Raw genomic sequence first — 20,454 nt, 5'->3', positions numbered from 1 at the left:
GGCGTCATGCCGACGGCGGGAGTGTTCAGGGGCTGCCGTCCTCCTCCCCGGGCTCGGGCGGCCGCCCCGCCCGTGCCAGCACGCCCAGCGGCACCGGTCGGGCGAACGGCCGCCGGGTCACGCTCTCCGCGCATCCGGCGATCCCCGCGACCGCCGGCCCGCACATCCGGCCCTGGCACCATCCCATCCCGGCACGGGTCAGCAGCTTGACCGTCCGCACGTCCCCGGCGCCCAGCTCCCCGACGGCCTCGCGGACGGCCCCGGCGGTGACCTCCTCGCACCGGCACACGACCGTGGTGTCGGTGACCTGCTCGGTCCAGCGCGCCGGCGGCACGTACACGGTGTCGAGCACACCGAAGAACTCCCGCAGCGCTGCACGGGACTTGGCGGCCCGCGCCCACTCACCCGGGTCCGGGACCCGGCCCAGCAGGCGGGCGGCGGCCGACCGTCCGGCGATGTGGCCCTCGGCGAGGGAGAGGGCCGCGCCGCCGATGCCGGTGGTCTCGCCCGCCGCCCAGACGCCCGGCACATCGGTGCGTTGCTCGTCGTCGGCCCATACGCGCGTTCCGGTGGGCTCGACGCGGCAGCCGAGCGTCTCGGCGAGGTCGGTGTGCGGGAGCATGCCGTGCCCGACGGCGAGGGTGTCGCAGGGGATGCGCCGCCCGGTGCCCGGCCGGACGCGCCCCTCGGTGTCGAGCGCGGCGACGGTCACGGCCTCCAGCCGGTCCTCGCCGTGCGCCTCGACGACCGTGTGCCGTACGAGGGTCCGCACCCGGCGGCGCAGCAGCTCCACCGCGTACCCGGCCCCTTCGGCGAGCTTGTCCGCCCGGCCCACCAGCGCTCCCGTACGCCGTGCCAGGGCCTTCGGATCCGCCGACTCCACCAGCGCGGCCACCGTGACACCCGCCGCCGCGAGCCCGGTCGCCACCGGCAGCAGCAGCGGCCCGGTCCCGGCCACGACCGCCGTACGGCCGGACACCACGAGGGAGCCCTTCAGCATGGCCTGCGCGCCGCCGGCCGTGACCACGCCGGGCAGGGTCCAGCCGGGGAAGGGCAGCACCTTCTCGTAACCGCCGGTCGCGAGGAGGACGGCGTCCGCGCGCACCTCGACGGGCCGCTCCTGGGCGGGGCCGAGCAGGGCGTGGACGGTGAAGCGCCGGGGGCCGTCGGGGTGCCGTTGCACGCACCACACGTGGTGGTCCGGGAGATGGGTGACGTGTCCGGCGGCGACCTGCCGGGCGAGGCCGTCGCGCAGCCGCCGCCAGGTGCGCCATTGGTGGTGCAGGGCCTGCGGCCGCCGCGCGCCGAGTCCGGCGGCGGGCTGCCGGTGGAACTGGCCGCCGGGCGCCTCGGCGGCGTCGACCAGCGTGACCCGTACGTCCCCTCCGGCCGCCGCAAGGGCCGCGGCGAGGCCCGCCGGGCCGGCGCCGACGATCACCAGGTGGGGCCGCGGGGGTTCAGTGGTCATGGCCGATCCCCTCCTGGGTGCCGATGGCGTCGCCCGGCCGGACCGGGACCAGGCAGGCCCGCTGGTTGGGGCGGTCGTTGACGGTGACCAGGCAGTCGAAGCACACGCCGATGCCGCAGAAGATGCCCCGTGGCCGGCCCGCGCCCCGGGTGGTGCGCCAGGAGGTGACCCCGGCGGCCCAGAGCGCGGCCCCGACGGTCTGGCCGGGCAGGGCCTCGATGTCACGGCCGTCGAGCGTGACGGTGAAGGCGGGCCCCGGTACGGCCCGCGCCAGTTCCAGCGGGTTCATGCCGCCTCCCCCTCGTACGTCGCGAACCGGTCCGGGCGGAACGGCGTGAGGTCCAGCTCGGGCGGCCGGCCGCCGAGCACCTGCGCGATGAGCCGCCCGGTACCCGTGGCCAGCCCGATCCCGGCGCCCTCGTGCCCGCAGGCGTGGAAGAGGCCCGGGGCGCGGGGGTCGGGCCCGATCGCGGGCAGATGGTCCGGCATGTACGGCCGGAAGCCGGCGTAGGACCGCATCGCACGCACGCCTTCCAGGAACGGGAACAGCCGGGTCGCGCCCGCCGCGAGCGCGGCGACGACGGGCAGCGAGAACGTCCGGTCGAAGCCGACCCGTTCGCGGCTCGCGCCGATCAGCACGGGCCCGGCGGCCGTGCCCTCGACCACCGGGGAGGTCTGCAGCGCCGCCGAGTCGCTGGCCACGTCGGCCACGTAGTCGGCCGCGTACACCTTGTGCCGCACCATCGGCGGCAGCGGTTCGGTGACGAGGACGAAGCCGCGCCGCGGGAGGACGGGGAGGGTGACTCCGGCGAGCGCGGCCAGTTCGCCGCCCCAGGTCCCGGCGGCGTTCACGACCGCCGGAGCGTGGAGATCGCCCCGGTCGGTCCGTACGCCCCGTACGGCACCGTCCGGCGAGCGCAGCACCTCGGTCACCGTCCGGCCGGTGAACAGCCGGGCGCCGGAGGCCCGTACGAGGTGGGCGGCGGCCAGGGTGGGCATGACCTGGGCGTCCTGCGGGTAGTGCACGCCGCCCGCGAGACCGGGCGCCAGGTGCGGTTCCAGATCGGGGAGTCGGTGGGCGGGGACGGACACCGCCTCGACTCCGGCGGCGCGTTGCCCGGCCGCGAACCGCTCCAGCGCGGTGAGCCCTTCCGGGGCGGAGGCGACCACGAGGCCGCCCTTGGCCTCGTACTCGAACGCCGGCCCCAGGCCCGGCTCGGCGGCCAGCTCCGCCCACAGCCGGCTGGACAGCAGGGCGAGTTCCAGCTCGGGGCCGGGCTCCTTGTCGGAGACGAGGACGTTGCCCTCGCCGGCGCCGGTCGTGCCGCCGGCCACCGGGCCACGGTCCACCACGACGACGCGCAGGCCCGCCCGGGCCGCGTACAGGGCGCAGGCCGCGCCCACCATTCCCGCTCCGACAACCACGACGTCGCAGGTCAGTCGCTCGGTCACGTCAGTACTATGTCACATGGCTCTGTGGCGCGGAAGCCTGTGTCGCCGCGCGCCCGAACCGTGGTCGTCGGCGGCCCGGTGGTCGTCAGCCGCCCGTGGGCGGTCAGAGGCCGAGCCCCTGCACCATCTCGTCGACGACGATCCGGCAGCGGGGCAAGGGACGCGGGTCGGCCCGCGAGGGGAGAGTCTCCTCGTCGGCCGTACGGGCCGCCCGGGCCGTACCGGCCGCGCGGTCCGTCGACGCGGCCACCGGGATCTCCTTCAGCCACCGCTCGACGACCCGCACCGGCAGGCCGTTGCGGCGAGCGGCGTCGCGCACTGTGAGTCTGCCGGAGAGGATGGCCGCGAGGATGCGGATCCGCTCGGTCGGGGGAAGCTCCGAGTCGCTCAAGAGCCGGTCCTTTCCGTGAGCCGTTCATCGAGTCGTCGTCCCGTTCGCGGATGACCGTGCGCCCTGAGCAGCTTCGGACCGCGCCGGAGAGCGGTCCCTGCCGTGGCATGGCCGTCGGCCGTCCGGAAGATGAAGAACCGCGTACCGCAGATGAAGAACCGAGCACCGCCCCTCCCGGACACCGCACACGGACACCACACCCGGACACCCACGCCCCGACGCCACCACCCGGTCACCCTTCCGGCCGAGTACCGGAACGGCTCCCGGGCATGCCTCCCCCGCACGGTCACGACAACTCGAACGCCCCGCCCCACATGCCGCGACCCCGTGGCCCCCCGACACTGACCCCATGCCAGACCCCGCCCCCGACCCCCGCATCGCCCCCCGCGGCGGACCCGGCCGCATCGAGGACTACGCCCTCATCGGCGACCTCCTCTCCGCCGCCCTCGTCGGCAGGGACGGCAGCGTCGACTGGCTCTGTCTCCCCCGCTTCGACTCGCCCGCGTGCTTCGCCGCCCTCCTCGGCGACGAGGACAACGGCCGCTGGCGCATCGCGCCGGCCGAGGAGAACGGCCCGTACGCCCGCCGCCGCTACCGGGACGACACGCTGGTCCTGGAGACGGAATGGGAGACGGCGGGCGGCCAGGTCCTGGTCACCGACTTCATGCCGTGCCGGAAGACCGGGGCCCCCAGCGTCGTCCGCATCGTCGAGGGTCTCTCCGGCACCGTGGACATGCGGATGGACCTGCGGCTCCGCTTCGACTACGGCCGGGTGCTGCCCTGGATGCGCCGGCGCAACGGGCATCTGACGGGGACGGCGGGGCCGGAGTCGGTGTGGCTGCGCACTCCCGTCCGGCCGGTCGCCCACGGCACCGCCCACACCGCCGTCTTCCCGGTCACGGCGGGCGAACAGATCCCCTTCGTGCTGACCTGGCACCCCTCCCACCTGCCCGCACCGGCCGAGGTGGACGCCTTCGAGGCCCTGCGCAGCACGGAGTCGTACTGGCGCCGCTGGCTGCGCAGGCTGACGTACGACGGGCCGTACCGTGACGCCGTCGCCCGCTCCCTGATCACCCTCAAGGCCCTGACGTACCAGCCGACCGGGGGCATCGTCGCCGCCCCGACCACCTCCCTGCCCGAGGAGATCGGCGGCGTGCGGAACTGGGACTACCGCTTCTGCTGGCTGCGGGACGCGGGGATGACCCTGGAGGCGTTGCTGCGCAGCGGCTTCAAGGCCGAGGCGGACGCCTGGCGGGCCTGGCTGGAGCGGGCGGTGGCCGGACGGCCCGAGGACGTGCAGATCATGTACGGCATCGCGGGGGAGCGGCGGCTCACCGAGTGGGAGGCCGACTGGCTGCCCGGTTACGAGGGCTCGCGCCCGGTACGGATCGGCAACGCGGCCGCCGGTCAGCGGCAACTGGACGTCCCCGGTGAGGTGATGGAGGCCATCCATCTGGCCATCGGCTGCGGCCTGCGCCCGCGCCAGCACCTGGTCTCCCTGCAGGCGGTCTTCCTGGAACACCTGGAACGGGCCTGGTCCGAGCCCGACCAGGGGCTGTGGGAGATGCGCGGCGCCCCGCGCCACTACACGCACTCCAAGGTGATGTGCTGGGTCGCCTTCGACCGGGCGGTGCGGCTGGCCGAGGCCCACGCGCGCCCCGGTCCGGTGGAGAGATGGCGCGCGGTCCGCGACCGTATCCACCGCGAGGTCTGCGAGAAGGCGTTCGACGCGGAGCGGGGCACCTTCACCCAGTCGTACGGATCCCGCGAGCTCGACGCCGCTCTGCTGCAGATCCCGCAGACCGGGTTCCTGCCGCCGGACGACCCCCGGGTGATCGGCACCATCGAGGCCGTACAGCGCGAACTGCTCACCGACGGGCTGGTGGCCCGCTACTCCGTGGGCGCCGCCGACTCGCCCGACGGCCTCAGCGGTGGCGAGGGCGCCTTCCTCGCGTGCTCCTTCTGGCTCGCGGACGCCCTGCTGCTGATCGGCCGCGCGGACGAGGCCCGTGCCCTGTACGAGCGGCTGCTGGAGCTGCGCAACGACGTCGGCCTGCTCGCCGAGGAGTACGACCCCCGCACCCGCCGCCAACTGGGCAACTTCCCACAGGCGTTCACCCACGTCCCGCTGATCCGGGTGGCCTACGAGCTGGACCGCCACGCCCCGCACGCCCGCCGGGAGAACCCCAAGGCGCCGCCGCCCGGCACGAGGAGGGGGTGAGACGTGCTGCCCGGCTTCCTCACCAGGGCCGTCGAGCTGCTGCTCGGCAGGGAAGGGAGCCACTCCCTCCATCTGAGGGCGGCGGGCGGGGCCACCGTCGTGCTCGTCGTGGTGATGCTCCTCGGCTCCTGGGCGGTGACCGCCGCCGAGCACGGCGCACCCCGCGCCAACCTGACCTCGTACCCGAAGGCTTTGTGGTGGTCCGTCGAGACGGCCACGACCGTCGGCTACGGCGACTTCTACCACGTGACGTTCTGGGGCCGGGTCGTCGGCGCGGCCGTCATGGGCGTCGGCATCACCACGTACGGCATGGTCACCGCCGCGATCGCCACCTGGTTCGTGGGCCGGGAGCAGAAGCGCCACCAACTCACGCACAGAGCACACGAGTTGTGCGACGAGACCGCGCGTGCCCTGCATGAGCGGTTCGACCGGCTGGAGCGGAGGCTCGGGGTCGAGGGGGACCGCGACTGACCATCGGGGTGCCTGTGCCCGGAGGAGGCCGACCGGTCGGTGTCCCACTCCTCGGACGCGGCGACCATTTCGCGGACACCCTCTTGACGTGCGGCGTGGTCGGCCCGACACTCCAGGTGGGGTATTTCCTAGTGAACAGGTAGGGAATGATGGGGCGTCCGGAGCCGGTGGTCACTCGTGTACCGCGCGCACGCCGACAGTCCCTCCTTCTGACCTCCCGCCGGCACATCGATCTGCTGCGCGTCTGCAGCGCGAGTCGCCCCCTGGGCTGACCCGGCCGAGCCTGCCCGACCCGACCGAGCCGCCGACGCGGCCCGCCGTCGACGCTCGCGCGTCCGTGTACTCGCGTCACCACCGCTGCGCCGCGAACCGTGTCGGCGCGTCACCACGTCACAGCGCGCTCGCCCGACCGCGCGACACAACCCCCGGGGAGACACATGTCCGCCATGCCCGTCCACGCCCTGAACGCCGTCCCCTCGCCGCGGCCCCTGCCCGCCTTCCGGGGCCGGATCGGCTGCGACGCCCGCAGCGGCCACTACGCCGTGCCGCGCCGCTACCGGCTCCATCTGTCGCTGTCCTGTCCGGGTGCGCTGCGCATCGCCGTCGTCCACAGCCTCCTCGGACTGGCGGACGTCTGCCCCGTGACCCTCCTGCCCGCCGTGCCCGACGGCCCCGACGGTGAGCACTCCGCCCTGCGCCCGCTGTACGAGGCGAGCGCGCACCGCTACCCCGGGGCGGCCGTGGCGCCGGTGCTCAGCGACGACTGGTCCGGACGCATCGTCAGCACCCACGCCCCCGACATCATGCGCGACCTCGCCCGGCGCTTCGGCGGCGGCCGCCCGGCGCTGTACCCGGAGGGAGTCGAGGCCGAGATCGAGGGCGTCGCACGCCTGGTCGAGCAGGGCATGGACGGCGCCGCCCAGCGCGCCGGCCGCGCCGACGCCGGCGACTCCGAGCGCCGCGCCGCCCTCGGCTCCCTGCTGCGCACCCTGCGTACGCTGGACGCCCGGCTCGCCGGGCAGGAGTACCTTCTCGGCGGGGAACTCACCGTCGCCGACGTCGAGTTGTGGGTCGCCCTGGTGCGGCTCGACACCGTGCACCGCTGGCACCTGGACGCCTCCGCCGTGCACCGCGTCGCCGACCACCCGCACCTGTGGGCGTACGCGCGCCGCCTGACCGCCCACCCCGCCTTCGGTCCCCACCTCGACCTCGACGGCATCGCACTGCGTCACCACGCGCACTGTCAGGGCCTGGAGGCGGCCGGCGCGGCCGTGCAGATCCTGGACTGGGCCTCCCATGTCCCGGACCAGGGCGTATCGGCAGACGGACAGGCGTCCCATGTACTGGACTGACGTTGACAGCGGCCCGCCGGGCCTGAGTTACTTACGGCCACCCGCAGAGCACGAGGCCCACCGGGCCGGAAGAACGATGGTGACGGACATGTACGCAACCCCGAGGACGGCCGCATGGCGCCGCCACGGTTGCGTGCCGCTCTGCGCCGACCGCGCCGTCGATCTGCTCCGGGTCAACAGCGCACTGTGTAGCGCACGCTAGCGCGCGGTCCGGGCCCGCCCGGCGCCGCGCTCCCGTCGAGGCCGACGGTTCACCGAACCCCCGAGACACCGCACCAGCGGTCCGTCTCTCTCCGCCGGCCCCGGTTCGTGCGCATCCGTGTGTCTTCCGTGCTCTCCGTACGGTGAGCGGTCCCCGACCGCCCCTGCGGCCGAAGTCGCCTGCGTCGCCCGGGGTTTCGACACTCCTCCGGAGCCCTTGATGAGTGAACCCCCAGGCACCGCCCTGTCCCCGACCGAGGCGCCGCCGCCCGCCGACACACCGGCCGAACCCCTCGCCGCCCAGCGGGTACTGCCGCTGCGCCGCCCCGGCCGCTGGATCGCCACCGCGGTCGTCCTGGTCCTCGCGGCCCAGTTCGTCCACGGCCTGGTCTCCAACCCCTTCTACCAGTGGGACCGTTTCGCCTACTGGTTCCTGCGCCCGACGATCCTCGACGGACTGCTCATCACCCTCGAAGTCGCCGCCTACAGCGCGGTTCTGGGCCTGATCGGCGGTGTCCTCCTGGCCCTCGCCCGGCTCTCGAAGAGTCCGGTCCTGCGTTCGGTCAGCTGGGTCTACATCTGGGCCCTGCGCTCGATCCCGCTGATCGTCGTCCTGCTGTTCCTCTACAACTTCAGCGCCCTGTACCAGACCCTCAGCCTGGGCGTCCCCTTCGGCCCGGCGTTCCTCACCTTCGACGAGTCGCGCCTGGCCACCGACATGGCCGTCGCCGTCATCGGCCTCAGTCTCAACGAGGCGGCCTACGCCGCCGAGGTCGTCCGCGGCGGCATCCTCTCCGTCGACCAGGGCCAACACGAGGCGGCCTCCGCGCTCGGCCTGCCGAAGGGCTACCAGTTCCGCAGAATCGTCTTCCCGCAGGCACTGCGCTCGATCACCCCGAACTACGTCAACCAGCTGATCGGCCTGATCAAGAGCACCAGCCTGGTCTTCTACGTGTCGCTGCTCGACCTCTTCGGCACCGCGCAGGCCATGGGCTCCACCTACCCGGGCGACATCGTGCCGCTGCTGCTGGTCTCCACCGTCTGGTACCTCATCCTCACCAGCGTCGTCTCCGTCATCCAGTTCTACGTCGAGCGGTACTACGCGCGGGGCGCCACCCGCACGCTGCCGCCGACGCCGCTGCAGAGACTGCGGGCCGGTGCCACCGACCTGCGGGCCCGCATCCGCAAGGAGGCCGCCGTATGACCGCCGGGACGCTCGACCAGGCGGCCGCCACCGTCGAGGTGCACGACGTGCACAAGTGGTACGGCACCCACCGGGTGCTGAACGGCGTCGACCTGACCGTACGGCCCGGCGAGGTCACCGTGATCCTCGGCCCGTCCGGCTCCGGCAAGTCCACGCTGCTCAGGATCATCAACCACCTGGAGAAGCCCGAGATAGGCCATGTCAGCGTCAACGGCGAGCTGATCGGCGTACGCCGGCACGGCGACCGTCTCAAGGAACTGAGCGAGCGGGCGATCCTCGCCCAGCGCGGCCGGATCGGCTTCGTCTTCCAGAACTTCAACCTCTTCCCGCACCTGACCGTGCTGGAGAACGTGGCCGCGGCCCCCGTCGCGACCGGAAAGCTCGGCAGGGCGCAGGCGGACGACCTCGCCCGTGAACTCCTGGACCGCGTCGGCCTCGCCGACAGGGCCGCCGCCTATCCACGGCAGTTGTCCGGCGGCCAACAGCAGCGCGTGGCGATCGCCCGCGCCCTCGCCCTGCGCCCCGGCGTCATCCTCTTCGACGAGCCGACCTCCGCCCTCGACCCCGAACTCGTCGGTGAGGTGCTGGCCGTCATCAAGGACCTGGCGCGGGGCGGCACCACGCTGGTGATCGTCACCCACGAGATCGGCTTCGCCCGGGAGATCGCCGACCGGGTCGTCTTCATCGACGGCGGCCGGATCGTCGAACAGGGCCCGCCCTCGGAGGTCCTGGACAAGCCGCGGCACGAGCGGACCAAGGACTTCCTCGGCAAGGTCCTCTGAGACACGGGCCCGCACGACCGCCGGCCCCGCCAACCTCCCCCCCGCACCGCCCACCACACACCCACGCGAACGACAAGGACAGTCATGCCCACGCACACCCGCTTCTCCCGGCGCAGCCTGCTGCGCGGCATCACCGCGGCGACCGCAGCCGCCACCCTCGCCACCGGGCTCGCCGCCTGCGGGGGCGACACCGAGGCCGCGAGCAGGACCGAGGCCGCCGGCACGGTCACCGTCGGACGGCTCGCCAACGGCGCCGCCGAGGAGACCGAGATCAAGGTCTCCGAGGTGAAGTCCATCAGTGCCAAGCTGCCCGCCGCGATCAGGAAGCGCGGCAAGCTGGTGATCGGCTCGGGCACGCTGCCCTCCGGCAGCCCCCCGCTCGGTTTCATCGGCAGCGACCAGAAGACGCTCACCGGCTCCGAGCCCGATCTGGGCAGACTCGTGGCCGCCGTCCTCGGTCTCGAACCCGAGATACGCCAGTCGACCTGGGAGAACCTGTTCATCGGAATCGACAGCGGCAAGGTCGACGTCGGCTTCTCCAACATCACCGACACCGAGGAGCGCAAGCAGAAGTACGAGTTCGCCTCCTACCGCAAGGACGACCTGGCCTTCGAGACGAAGAAGGACAGCGACTGGAGCTTCGACGGCGACTACGAGAACCTCGCCGGCCGGACGGTCTCCGTCGGCAACGGCACCAACCAGGAGAAGATCCTCCTGGAGTGGAAGGCGAAGCTGGCGAAGGAGGGCAAGAAGCCCCTCACCGTCAAGTACTTCCAGGAGAGCAACAGCATCTATCTGGCGCTGAGCAGCGGCAAGATCGACGCCTACTTCGGCCCCAGCCCCAACCTCGCGTACCACGCGGCCAAGACGGCCGGCACACCCCAGGCGACCCGGATCGCGGGCCAGTTCTCCGGCGCCGGTGAAAGCCTCCAGGGCCTGATCGCCGCGACCGCGAAGAAGGGCAGCGGCCTCGCCGAACCCCTCGCCGAAGCCATCAACCACCTGATCGACAACGGTCAGTACGACGCATGGCTGAAGGCGTGGAACCTTCCCAACGAGTCCGTGGGGAAGTCCGAGGTCAACCCGCCGGGTCTGCCCCTCACCAACTCCTGACACACGGTCAGGTCGTGTGAACGGCAGGCCTGTCGACCGAGAAAGGGGCTCCGCCTCCGTGACACACCGGACCGACCTCCACGGAGGCGGAGCCCCGCCCGCACCCGCCGGCGCACCCCGCGCCGCGTTCGCCGCCGCCACCCCCGCGCTCGACATACCCGTCCTCGACAACGCCGTCTGGGCCTCCCGCGTAGGCCCGCACGCCGGCTTCGCCGAACGCCTCGGCGCCGCCGCCCGCTACCCGGGAGACGTCTACGACTTCGCCGCCCTCGCCGACCCCGCGGACCCGGCCGCCTGGGCCGACCTGCACGCGCTCGTCGGCGCGGAGACCGTCGTACGGATCAAGCCGGTCCACGAGGTGCCGGACGGTTGGGAGGTGGCCGGCGGTGGACAGGGCGTCCAGCTGGTGGACACCGCGCTGCGGGCCGAGCACGCCCCCGAAGCGGTACGGCTCGGGCTCGCCGACGTTCCCGAGATCCTGGACCTCATCGCCCGCACCCGGCCCGGCCCCTTCCTCAAGCGGACCGTGGAAATGGGCACCTATCTCGGCATCCGGGACCGGGGGCGACTGGTCGCCATGGCCGGCGAGCGCATCCACCCACCCGGCTGGACGGAGATCAGCGCGGTCTGCACCGACCCGGACCACCGCGGCCGGGGCCTTGCCACCCGGCTCGTCCGCGCGGTCGCCGCCGGCATCCGCGCACGCGGCGAGACACCGTTCCTGCACGCCGCCGCGGACAACATCACCGCGATCCGCCTCTACGAGTCCCTCGGCTTCACCCTGCGCCGCCGCTCCACGATCGTGGCGGTCCGCAGCCCCGGCACGCCCCGCGACAGGGCCGTACGAACTTCCTAGGAAGGCACCCACCCGTGTCCCCAGCCGCGTCTTTCCCCTCCTCCACACCCGCCCCCGCCTCCGCGCCGTCCCCGCTGCACCTGGCCGTCGCCCTCGACGGCACCGGCTGGCACCCCGCCTCCTGGCGTGAGCCGGTGGCCCGCCCCCGCGAGGTGTTCACCGCCGCCTACTGGGCCGACCTCGTCGCCGAGGCCGAGCGCGGGCTGCTCGACTTCGTGACCATCGAGGACGGCCTCGGCCCGCAGTCGGCCCACTTCCTGGAGCCGGACGAGCGCACCGACCAGCTCCGCGGCCGACTGGACGCCGTCCTCGTCGCCGCCCGGATCGCCCCCCTCACCCGGCACATCGGCATCGTGCCGACCGTCGTGGCCACCCACACCGAGCCCTTCCACATCTCCAAGGCCATCGCCACCCTCGACTACGTCAGCTCCGGCCGCGCGGGCCTGCGGGTGCAGATCACCGCCCGGCCGAACGAGGCCGCCCACTTCGGCCGCCGTACGATCCCGCGCATCGAGGCCTACGACAGCCCGGACGCACAGGAGTTGGTGACCGAGCTGTTCGACGAGGCCGCCGACCACGTCGAGGTCGTGCGCCGGCTGTGGGACAGCTGGGAGGACGACGCGGAGATCCGGGACGTGGCCACCGGCCGCTTCGTCGACCGCGACAAACTGCACTACATCGACTTCGAGGGCCGCCACTTCAGCGTCAAGGGCCCCTCCATCACACCCCGCCCCCCACAGGGCCAGCCCGTCGTCAGCGCGCTCGCCCACGACACCGTCCCGTACCGGCTGGTGGCCCGCCAGGCCGACATCGGATACGTCACGCCCCACGACACCGACCGGGCACGGGCGATCGTCGACGAGATTCGCGCGGAGCAGCGGGCCGCCGGGCGCGCCGACGACCCGCTGCACGTCTTCGGCGACCTCGTGGTCTTCCTCGACGACGACCCGGCGGCAGCGGCCGCCCGACGGCAGCGCCTCGACGCGCTGGCCGGCGAGCCCTACGCGAGCGACGCCCGGATCTTCACCGGCTCACCGGCCCGACTGGCGGACCTCCTCCAGGATCTGGCCACCGCCGGTCTGACGGGGTTCCGGCTGCGCCCCGCCGTGCTGGGTCACGACCTCCCGGCGATCACCCGCGGCCTCGTGCCCGAACTGCAGCGGCGCGGCGTCTTCCGCCGGGCCTACGAGGCCGGGACCCTGCGCGGCCTGCTGGGGCTGCCCCGCCCCGCCGCACGCTACGCCGCCGCCACGACCGCGACCGTCTGAGCCGTAGGAGACCGACCGCCATGAGCAAACCCCTGAAGCAGGTCCATCTGGCCGCCCACTTCCCGGGCGTCAACAACACCACCGTGTGGAGCGATCCCAAGGCCGGCAGCCACATCGAGTTCAGCTCCTTCGCGCACTTCGCGCGGACCGCCGAGCGCGCCAAGTTCGACTTCCTGTTCCTCGCGGAGGGCCTGCGGCTGCGCGAACAGGGCGGCCACATCTACGACCTGGACGTGGTCGGCCGCCCCGACACCTTCACCGTGCTCGCCGCGCTGGCCGCCGTCACCGAGCGCCTCGGACTGACCGGCACCATCAACTCCACCTTCAACGAGCCGTACGAGGTGGCCCGCCAGTTCGCGAGCCTCGACCACCTCTCCGACGGGCGCGCCGCGTGGAACGTCGTCACCTCCTGGGACGCCTTCACCGGCGAGAACTTCCGCCGGGGAGGCTTCCTGCCGCAGGAGGAGCGCTACTCCCGCGCCAAGGAGTTCCTGGCCACGGCGAACGAACTCTTCGACTCCTGGGACGGGGACGAGATCGTCGCCGACCAGGAGACGGGCGTCTTCCTGCGCGACGCCAAGGCCGGAGCCTTCGTGCACTCGGGGCAGCACTTCGACATCGAGGGCCGGTTCAACGTCCCGCGCTCCCCGCAGGGCCGCCCGGTGATCTTCCAGGCGGGGGACTCCGACGAGGGCCGTGAGTTCGCCGCCGCCGGCGCCGACGCCATCTTCAGCCGCTACGCGAGCCTGGACGCCGGCCGGGCCTTCTACACCGACGTCAAGAGCCGCCTCGCCAAGTACGGCCGCCGCGAGGACCAGTTGCTGATCCTGCCCGCCGCGACCTTCGTCCTCGGTGACACCGACGCCGAGGCCGAGGAACTCGCCAAGGAGGTACGCCGCCTCCAGGTCAGCGGCGCCACCGCCCTCAAGCACCTGGAGTTCGTCTGGAACCGCGACCTGTCCTCCTACGACCCGGACGGCCCGCTGCCCGACATCGACCCTGAGGTCGGCGACACGCACATCTCCAAGGGCCGCGCCCAGGTGCGCATGTACCGCGACCCGCTCGCCACCGCCCGCGAATGGCGGGAACTGGCCGCCGCCCACGACTGGTCCATCCGGGACCTGGTCATCGAGACCGGCAACCGCCAGAACTTCATCGGCTCCCCGGAGACCGTCGCCCGCACCATCGACGAGTACGTCCAGTCCGACGCCGCCGACGGCTTCATCCTCGTCCCCCACATCACCCCCACCGGCCTGGACCCCTTCGCCGACAAGGTCGTCCCCCTGCTCCAGGAGCGCGGTGTCTTCCGCACGGACTACGAGGGCCCGACCCTCCGCGACCACCTGGGCCTGGACACCCCCGCCTGACCTCGACGACCGGGTTCCCCGTCCGGCGCAGCCGCACCGAGCACCGCCGCCGGACGGAGCATCCCGCCCCCGCCCCGCGCCCCCGGCCCTGTCGGCGGGGGAGAGCGGCCGCCGTGCCAGTGCCGGCGAGCCGGCGGCCGCCTCGTGTGCGTGTCACTCGGCGCCCGCATCGCTTGACGCCCGCATCGCTTGACGCCCGCCCCGTGAGGCCGTTGACTCCGCAGGGATGGGGGTGGTCGCCGTGGCGATCCGCACACACCGACCCGACGCCGTCCGCCGGGCAGGGCGCCTCGGACGGGACCGGACACGCGAGGAGCACCACGGGCCCGTCCGCCCCGACCGCGCGGGGAGCGCGCGTCCGTCGGGAAGACCCCGCACCGCGACAGCCGGCGCGCCGCCCTCGTCCCGGTCGTCCCCCTCGTCGGCCGGGTCACGGGAACCGCCCGCGAATCCGCCGCATACTGACGTTCCGTCAGCTCTCATACGCACCCACCTCTGGGAGGAACGGCGATGACCGAACGGATGCTCCTGCGCGCGGGCCATGTCGTCTCGATGGATCCGGACATCGGCGACCTGCCCCGGGGCGACGTCCTCATCGAGGACGGCACGATCACGGCGGTCCGGCGCGAGATCGACGCGGACGTGGACGCCGAGGTGCTCGACATGACCGGCCGCATCGTGATCCCCGGCTTCGTCGACACCCACCGCCACACCTGGGAGGCGCCGATCCGCGGCTGCGCCCCCGACGCCACCCTCGACGACTACTTCGTCGACGTCCTCGACACCTTCGCGCCCGTCTACACCCCCGAGGACGTGTACGCCGGCAACCTGGCCGGCACCCTGGAGTGCCTCAACGCGGGCATCACCACGCTCGTCGACTGGTCGCACATCAACAACACGCCCGAGCACCCGGACGCCGCGATCCAGGCGCTGACCGAGACGGGCATCCGTGCCCAGTACGCGTACGGGAGCGCGAACACCTCACTCGCCGACTACTGGTTCGACAGCAAGATCGCGGTACCCGGTGACGACGTACGCCGCGTCCGCGACCAGCACTTCGCCTCCGGCGACGGCCTGCTGACCATGGCCCTGGCCACGCGCGGCCCCGGTTTCTGCGCCGACGACGTCGTCACCCGCGAATGGGGCCTCGCCCGCGAGCTGGACATCCCGATCACCGTGCACGTCGCCATGGGCCGCCTCGCCGGGCGCTTCGGCATGGTCAGGCAGCTGAACCAGCTGGGTCTGCTCGGGCCCGACACGACCTACGTCCACTGCTGTCACCTCAGCGAGGACGAGTGGCGGATGGTGGCCGACAGCGGTGGCACGGTGTCCATTTCCGCCCAGGTGGAGACGCAGATGGGCCACGGCTGGCCGCCCGTGATGCAGGCCGTCGAACACGGGCTGCGGCCGTCCTTGAGCATCGACGTCGTCACCACCGTGCCCGGCGACATGTTCACCCAGATCCGGGCCGCCTTCGGCGCCGAACGGGCCCGGGTCAACGCCGACTGCTGGCAGGCCAACCTGCCCGTCCCGAAGACCATGTTGACGGTACGTCAGATGCTGGAGATGGCCACGCTCAACGGGGCCCACGTGGCCGGCGTGGAGGACCGTACCGGCTCCCTGACGCCCGGCAAGCGGGCCGATGTCGTCGCCCTCGACGCCACCGCCCTCAACATGGCGCCGGTGCACGACGCGGTGGCGGCCGTCACCCTCTGCGCGGACGTCTCCAACGTCGAGACGGTCATCGTCGACGGAGTGGTCCACAAGCGCGACGGCCGGCTGCTCGCGGACGTGGGCCGGGCCCGCCGCCTGGTCGAGGAGTCACGCGACCGGCTGCTGACCGCCGTGGCGGCGAAGAAGCCGGACGCCTGACGGACCACTGACACGCCGGACCGCCGGGGTGCCCGAAGCCGTACGGCTTCGGGCACCCCGGCGGTCCGGGACCGTCGCGAAGGACGGCGAGCGCGCAGGCGCCGCCCGCCCGCCGCGCGGTCAGTCCTCGCGCGGCCAGTTCTCCGCCTCGAACATCCAGCGCTGCTTCTCCAGCTCGTAGGTGACGGAGATCAACAGGTCCTGCGTGACCTTGTCGGCCTCCTCCGTGACCTCGATGCGCCCACGCAGCCGCCCGATCGCCGCCTCCAGCGCCTCCACCAGCAGCCGTACGACCTCGGTGTCCCGCAGCCAGCCGTCCTTCGGCCCCTGGAGGGCGAACCGGGTCGCCACGGTCTCGGGCCGGCCGTCCGGGGCCACCCCGATCGCCGCCGCGCGTTCGGCGACCTGGTCGGCGAACGTCCGTGCCGTGGACACCACCTCGTCGAGCTGCAGGTGGATCGAACGGAACCTCGGTCCCACCACGTTCCAGTGGGCCTGCTTCCCGATCAGCGAGAGGCCCAGCAGATCCACCAGGCTCTCCTGCAGCGCGTCGCCCGCGATCCGGCGGGCGGACTCGGGAAGTGTGCTCCTCACCATCGTCATTGCGCAGTACTCCTCAATCGCTTCATCCAGGCATACCGGCCAGCGCCTCGTGCCGGGCGGCGTCGGCGCTCCCGGCTCTACGGAGCAGGTCGGTGCGTTCCTCCTCGCCCATGCCGCCCCACACGCCGGCCGTCTGCCCGTTGCCGAGCACCCAGTTCAGGCACTCGCGGCGCACCGGGCAGCGGCCGCAGACACGTTTGGCGGCGGCGACGTCGTCGAGCGCCGGTCCCGTGGTGCCCACGGGGAAGAACAGTTCGGGGTCCTCTCCCACGCAGGCCGCTTGCCGCAACCACTCCATGCGGGTGCGGGTGCCCAGGTCGGACACGTGAAAACGCGGCGTACGCCGGCGCCTCAGCGCCGCAGCGCACAGTCCACGAACTCCTTGACGTCCGCGAGCACTTCGGCCTTGTTCGTCTCGTTGAACACCTCGTGCCGGGCGCCCGGATAGACCCGCTCGGTCCAGTCGGCGCCCCGGAACTCCTCGATGCCCGTACGGCTGCCGGACAGCGGCACGATCCGGTCGTCGTCGCCGTGCAGCCACAGCAGCGGGAGCGCTTCGAGCGGACCGTTCTTCGAGATCGCCGCCAGGCCGCGGTCGATCGCCTCCAGCGTCGGCCGCTTGAACGGGCCGTGCCACACCAGCGGATCGTTCGCGTACGCGGCGCCGACCGCCATGTCCCGGGAGAGCAGCTTCGGGTCGAGCGGGACCTCGGGCACCCCCGGCGGGGCCAGCAGCGCCCGCAGCGGCTCCCAGATCCCGATCAGCGGCCCCGAGAGCACGATCGCGGCGAGCCCGGCGCCGTACCGCTGGGCGTACCGCGCGGCGATCAGACCGCCCATCGAGTGGCCGATCAGCACCACCGGCAGACCCGGGTAGGCGGCCCTGGCCCGCACCTCCACCGCGTGCAGATCGGTGACCACGGCCTCGAAGTCCTCGATCAGCACCCGCTCGCCCGCCGACCTGCCGTGCCCCATGTGGTCGGGGCCGAACACCGCCGCGCCGTGCCGCACCAGGGCATCGGCCACATGCTCGTACCGGCCGATGTGCTCCCCGTAGCCGTGCACCAGGAGCACGACGTAGCGCGCCCCCTCGCACGGCCATTCCCGTGCGGTGACACCGCCCCGCGTACCGGCGAAGCTGTGCTCGCGCGAGTCGGCCATGACTCCTCCAACTACGTCGGTGAAGGTACCCGGGGGATCTTGCCAGCCCGTCGGACGATGGTCCATGGGCCGTCCGGGGCGAAACCCGCCACCGGGCGGCCGGGAGATGACCGGATCCCGGACCGGGGCGGGAGCAGGGTCAACTGGCGAGACGGTCCTGTCGCGTGCCGATAGGTGCGCATACCATCGGACCCCGCATGAACACGATGACTCTCTGGCACCTGTCCACGGCCGAGCTCGCGGCCCTCGCCTTCGCGGCCCTGCTCGTCGGTTTCTCGAAGACCGCCGTGAGCGGCGCCAACACGGTCAGCCTCGCGATCTTCGCGGCGGTCCTGCCCGCCCGTGCCTCGACCGGCGTCCTGCTCCCGATTCTCATCGTCGGGGACGTCCTCGCCGTCCTGACCTACCGCCGGCACGCCCACTGGCCCACCCTGTGGAAGCTCTTCCCGGCGGTCGGCGCCGGTGTCGTCCTCGGCACGCTCTTCCTGATCCGGGCCGACGACCAGATCGTGCGCACGTCGATCGGCGCGATCCTGCTGCTGATGGCGGCCGTCACGATCCGGCGCCGGCGCACGGCCGACAAGGACGACGAACCCGACGCCGTCACCACCCGCGCAGGCCGCGTCAAGGCCCGCTCGTACGGCGTTCTCGGCGGCTTCACCACCATGGTCGCCAACGCCGGCGGGCCCGTGATGTCCCTGTACCTGCTCTCGGCGGGCTTCCGGAAGCTCGGCTTCCTGGGCACGTCCGCCTTCTTCTTCCTCATCGTCAACGTCTCCAAGGTCCCCTTCAGCGTGGGCCTCGGCCTCATCGACGCGCACTCCCTGCTCCTGGACGCCGCCCTGGCCCTGTTCGTCGTGCCGGGCGCCTTCCTCGGCAAGTGGGCGGTGAACCGCATCAACCAGAAGCTGTTCGAACAACTGGTCATCGCGGCGACGATCGTGGGCGGCCTGCAGCTACTGCTCCGCTGAGGGGCCGGGCGCGGAGGACTCCGGTGCCGGGTGCGCGGGGCGCAACCGGGGGGCCCAGGCCCGCGCGTCGACCGCGCGGTCCTCCCGCTCCACGACGCCGGCCAGCCGCCGCGCCCAGGCCCCGACCCCGGCCAGATCGACGCCGTAGGGCTGCCGCCGTCCGCTGGCGGCCCCCCACTCCTCGACGGCCCCGGCCCCGCGCCGCAGCAACAGGGCTCCGCCCTTGACGTTCCCCCGCGCCGAGTGGGTGAGGCCCACCGCGAGCTGGGCGAGCCCCCGCCACAGCGCGCGTTCCTCGTCGGGCCCGGACTTCCAGGCGTCCTCGAAGACCTCGTGCGCGTGGAACGGCTTCCCCGCGTCCAGCAGGGCCTGCGCCTCGACGACCGTCTCCTCCGGCTCCCGCAGCACCCCCTCGGGCTGCCGCTCGACCCCCGGCGCCCCGTAAGGCAGCGGGCGCCCCAGCCCGTCCCGGGGCCGCGCACTGCGCACCCGCCCCTCCTCGTCCCGGTCCCGCCCCCGCCCCGTCGTCCCGTCCTCCGCTGTCCCGCTCATCCCTCGATTGTCCCCCGCCTCGCACCGGCTGCGGGGCAGGGGCCGACGTACGGTAAAGTTCTCACTGCGCGATCACGCGGTTCACCGCGGACAGCGCACCGGGACGTGGCGCAGCTTGGTAGCGCACTTGACTGGGGGTCAAGGGGTCGCAGGTTCAAATCCTGTCGTCCCGACTTCACGAAGACGTGGTGAAGTCGCAGTTCAGGGGCCGTGGCGGAACACTCCGCACGGCCCCTGAGTCATGCGCGGCCGGACCGGGAGCGCCTTCCGGCGTCACCGGGCGGCTACACGGGCTGCGGGGAGAAGGCACCCAGGACGTCCTCCCCGGGCCGGACGACGCCGTAGCTGTTCTCGGGGACCTCGTTCCAGGCGCCGGGCATGTCGCCCAGGGGCTCGGAGACGATGAGACGGGTCTCGTCGGAGACCTCCCGCAGGAACGACAGGTCGGGGTGGAGCGCGCGCAACGTCTCCACCCGGGTGCTGTAGAACAGCGAGCGCGACTGCTTCTGGCTGGAGTAACGGAAGGCCCACAGCGCCTCTCCGTCCGTCAAGGCGACCGTCATCTGCAGCGGGAACTCCACCCCGTGCTCGCGACCGACCCGCTCCACCAGGCCCGCCATCCGCGCGACCGCGCCCGGAGGGTCCTCCTCCAGACCGAGAGTGAGCGCCAGGTAGAACATCAGCTCCGAGTCCGTCTGCCCCTCGATGTCGGCGAACAGCTCCGGGTCGACGGCCAGCGAGAGATCCCGCCGTATCCGGTGGAAGTCCGCGATCGCGCCGTTGTGCATCCACAACCAGCGGCCGTGCCGGAAGGGGTGGCTGTTGGTCTGCTGCACCGCCGTACCGGTCGACGCCCGGATGTGGGCGAAGAAGATCGGGGAGCGGACATGGTCGGCGATCTCCCGCAGATTGCGGTTGCTCCAGGCCGGACCGATGTCGCGGAAGATCGCGGGGGTCTCCAGGCCGGGCGAGTACCAGCCGATGCCGAACCCGTCACCGTTGGTGGTCTCGACACCCAGCCGGGAGTGCAGACTCTGGTCGATCAGGGAGTGCGCCGGCCGGTAGAGGATCGTGTCGAGCAGGATGGGCGTTCCCGAATAGGCGAGCCACCTGCACATCGGCTACCACCTTCCTGGCAGACGGGCCGTA

Annotated in this window: 20 protein-coding genes and 1 tRNA gene; 12 read left to right on the top strand and 9 right to left on the bottom strand. The window is 72.8% G+C overall.

Annotation, left to right across the window (positions count from 1 at the left end):
• Positions 1 to 25: 25 nt before the first annotated feature.
• The 4 genes from STRBO_RS40665 to STRBO_RS0127875 all read right to left on the bottom strand — a co-directional run bounded on the left by STRBO_RS40665 (position 26) and on the right by STRBO_RS0127875 (position 3,311).
• On the bottom strand, positions 26 to 1,468 hold the full coding sequence (locus STRBO_RS40665; RefSeq protein ID WP_020115178.1) for an FAD/NAD(P)-dependent oxidoreductase: 1,443 nt from the start codon (positions 1,466 to 1,468) through the stop codon (positions 26 to 28).
• On the bottom strand, positions 1,458 to 1,757 hold the full coding sequence (locus tag STRBO_RS0127885; protein ID WP_005484543.1) for a (2Fe-2S)-binding protein: 300 nt from the start codon (positions 1,755 to 1,757) through the stop codon (positions 1,458 to 1,460). Before STRBO_RS0127885 ends, STRBO_RS40665 begins: the two co-directional genes overlap by 11 nt.
• Positions 1,754 to 2,920: an NAD(P)/FAD-dependent oxidoreductase gene (locus tag STRBO_RS0127880; protein WP_005484542.1), complete on the bottom strand. Its 1,167-nt coding sequence runs from the start codon at positions 2,918 to 2,920 to the stop codon at positions 1,754 to 1,756. Before STRBO_RS0127880 ends, STRBO_RS0127885 begins: the two co-directional genes overlap by 4 nt.
• A 103-nt stretch (positions 2,921 to 3,023) precedes the next feature.
• Complete coding sequence (locus STRBO_RS0127875; protein WP_005484540.1) at positions 3,024 to 3,311, bottom strand: helix-turn-helix domain-containing protein; 288 nt, start codon at positions 3,309 to 3,311, stop codon at positions 3,024 to 3,026.
• A gap of 349 nt (positions 3,312 to 3,660) precedes the next feature.
• On the opposite strand from STRBO_RS0127875, the gene STRBO_RS0127870 reads away from it, so the two are divergent.
• From STRBO_RS0127870 to STRBO_RS0127825, 10 genes are all read left to right on the top strand, one after another.
• The gene (locus tag STRBO_RS0127870) at positions 3,661 to 5,532 is read left to right on the top strand and encodes a glycoside hydrolase family 15 protein (protein ID WP_005484538.1); all 1,872 of its coding nucleotides are present in this window, start codon (positions 3,661 to 3,663) and stop codon (positions 5,530 to 5,532) included.
• Positions 5,533 to 5,535: 3 nt separating this feature from the next.
• The gene (locus STRBO_RS0127865; RefSeq protein ID WP_005484536.1) at positions 5,536 to 6,003 is read left to right on the top strand and encodes a potassium channel family protein; all 468 of its coding nucleotides are present in this window, start codon (positions 5,536 to 5,538) and stop codon (positions 6,001 to 6,003) included.
• A 437-nt stretch (positions 6,004 to 6,440) separates the two neighbouring features.
• Positions 6,441 to 7,355, top strand: a complete 915-nt coding sequence (locus STRBO_RS0127860; RefSeq protein ID WP_005484534.1) for a glutathione S-transferase C-terminal domain-containing protein — start codon at positions 6,441 to 6,443, stop codon at positions 7,353 to 7,355.
• Between the two features lie 421 nt (positions 7,356 to 7,776).
• Positions 7,777 to 8,760 (top strand): amino acid ABC transporter permease, encoded by a 984-nt coding sequence (locus STRBO_RS0127855; protein WP_005484532.1) that lies wholly within the window; start codon positions 7,777 to 7,779, stop codon positions 8,758 to 8,760.
• The gene (locus STRBO_RS0127850) at positions 8,757 to 9,542 is read left to right on the top strand and encodes an amino acid ABC transporter ATP-binding protein (protein ID WP_005484530.1); all 786 of its coding nucleotides are present in this window, start codon (positions 8,757 to 8,759) and stop codon (positions 9,540 to 9,542) included. The genes STRBO_RS0127855 and STRBO_RS0127850 overlap by 4 nt, the downstream gene beginning before the upstream one ends.
• Before the next feature lie 84 nt (positions 9,543 to 9,626).
• A complete protein-coding gene (locus tag STRBO_RS0127845; RefSeq protein ID WP_005484528.1) occupies positions 9,627 to 10,655 on the top strand; it encodes an ABC transporter substrate-binding protein in 1,029 nt (342 codons plus the stop codon).
• A gap of 58 nt (positions 10,656 to 10,713) precedes the next feature.
• Positions 10,714 to 11,511 carry a GNAT family N-acetyltransferase gene (locus STRBO_RS0127840; protein WP_005484526.1) on the top strand — a complete coding sequence of 266 codons (798 nt, stop codon included), beginning with the start codon at positions 10,714 to 10,716 and terminating at the stop codon, positions 11,509 to 11,511.
• 14 nt (positions 11,512 to 11,525) lie between these two features.
• Positions 11,526 to 12,779: an LLM class flavin-dependent oxidoreductase gene (locus STRBO_RS0127835; protein ID WP_005484525.1), complete on the top strand. Its 1,254-nt coding sequence runs from the start codon at positions 11,526 to 11,528 to the stop codon at positions 12,777 to 12,779.
• A gap of 20 nt (positions 12,780 to 12,799) precedes the next feature.
• Positions 12,800 to 14,146, top strand: a complete 1,347-nt coding sequence (locus STRBO_RS0127830; protein ID WP_005484524.1) for an NtaA/DmoA family FMN-dependent monooxygenase — start codon at positions 12,800 to 12,802, stop codon at positions 14,144 to 14,146.
• 510 nt (positions 14,147 to 14,656) lie between these two features.
• Positions 14,657 to 16,018, top strand: a complete 1,362-nt coding sequence (locus tag STRBO_RS0127825; protein ID WP_005484523.1) for an amidohydrolase family protein — start codon at positions 14,657 to 14,659, stop codon at positions 16,016 to 16,018.
• Positions 16,019 to 16,138: 120 nt separating this feature from the next.
• On the opposite strand, the gene STRBO_RS0127820 is transcribed toward STRBO_RS0127825, so the two are convergent.
• From STRBO_RS0127820 to STRBO_RS0127810, 3 genes are read right to left on the bottom strand one after another with little or no spacing between them, the layout of a single operon-like run.
• The gene (locus STRBO_RS0127820) at positions 16,139 to 16,621 is read right to left on the bottom strand and encodes a Dps family protein (RefSeq protein WP_005484522.1); all 483 of its coding nucleotides are present in this window, start codon (positions 16,619 to 16,621) and stop codon (positions 16,139 to 16,141) included.
• A 22-nt stretch (positions 16,622 to 16,643) separates the two neighbouring features.
• Positions 16,644 to 16,919, bottom strand: a complete 276-nt coding sequence (locus STRBO_RS0127815; protein WP_037627992.1) for a WhiB family transcriptional regulator — start codon at positions 16,917 to 16,919, stop codon at positions 16,644 to 16,646.
• Positions 16,920 to 16,972: 53 nt separating this feature from the next.
• Positions 16,973 to 17,782, bottom strand: coding sequence for an alpha/beta hydrolase (locus STRBO_RS0127810; protein ID WP_005484519.1), 810 nt, complete (start codon positions 17,780 to 17,782; stop codon positions 16,973 to 16,975).
• Between the two features lie 197 nt (positions 17,783 to 17,979).
• Between STRBO_RS0127810 and STRBO_RS0127805 the strand changes: the two genes are divergently transcribed.
• On the top strand, positions 17,980 to 18,753 hold the full coding sequence (locus STRBO_RS0127805) for a sulfite exporter TauE/SafE family protein (RefSeq protein WP_005484516.1): 774 nt from the start codon (positions 17,980 to 17,982) through the stop codon (positions 18,751 to 18,753).
• Here STRBO_RS0127805 and STRBO_RS40660 read toward each other — a convergent pair.
• Positions 18,739 to 19,305 carry a DUF309 domain-containing protein gene (locus tag STRBO_RS40660; protein ID WP_020115176.1) on the bottom strand — a complete coding sequence of 189 codons (567 nt, stop codon included), beginning with the start codon at positions 19,303 to 19,305 and terminating at the stop codon, positions 18,739 to 18,741. The genes STRBO_RS0127805 and STRBO_RS40660 overlap by 15 nt on opposite strands.
• A 99-nt stretch (positions 19,306 to 19,404) precedes the next feature.
• Here STRBO_RS40660 and STRBO_RS0127795 point away from each other — a divergent pair.
• A tRNA-Pro gene (locus tag STRBO_RS0127795) sits at positions 19,405 to 19,478 on the top strand.
• A 111-nt stretch (positions 19,479 to 19,589) separates the two neighbouring features.
• Here STRBO_RS0127795 and STRBO_RS0127790 read toward each other — a convergent pair.
• The gene (locus tag STRBO_RS0127790) at positions 19,590 to 20,423 is read right to left on the bottom strand and encodes a class II glutamine amidotransferase (RefSeq protein WP_005484511.1); all 834 of its coding nucleotides are present in this window, start codon (positions 20,421 to 20,423) and stop codon (positions 19,590 to 19,592) included.
• Positions 20,424 to 20,454: the final 31 nt, after the last annotated feature.

This window comes from Streptomyces bottropensis ATCC 25435 (genome assembly GCF_000383595.1).
GTDB classification, from domain to species: domain Bacteria; phylum Actinomycetota; class Actinomycetes; order Streptomycetales; family Streptomycetaceae; genus Streptomyces; species Streptomyces bottropensis.
The sequence above is the reverse complement of the archived record's forward strand: the minus strand, read 5'-3'. Positions and strand labels throughout refer to the sequence as shown.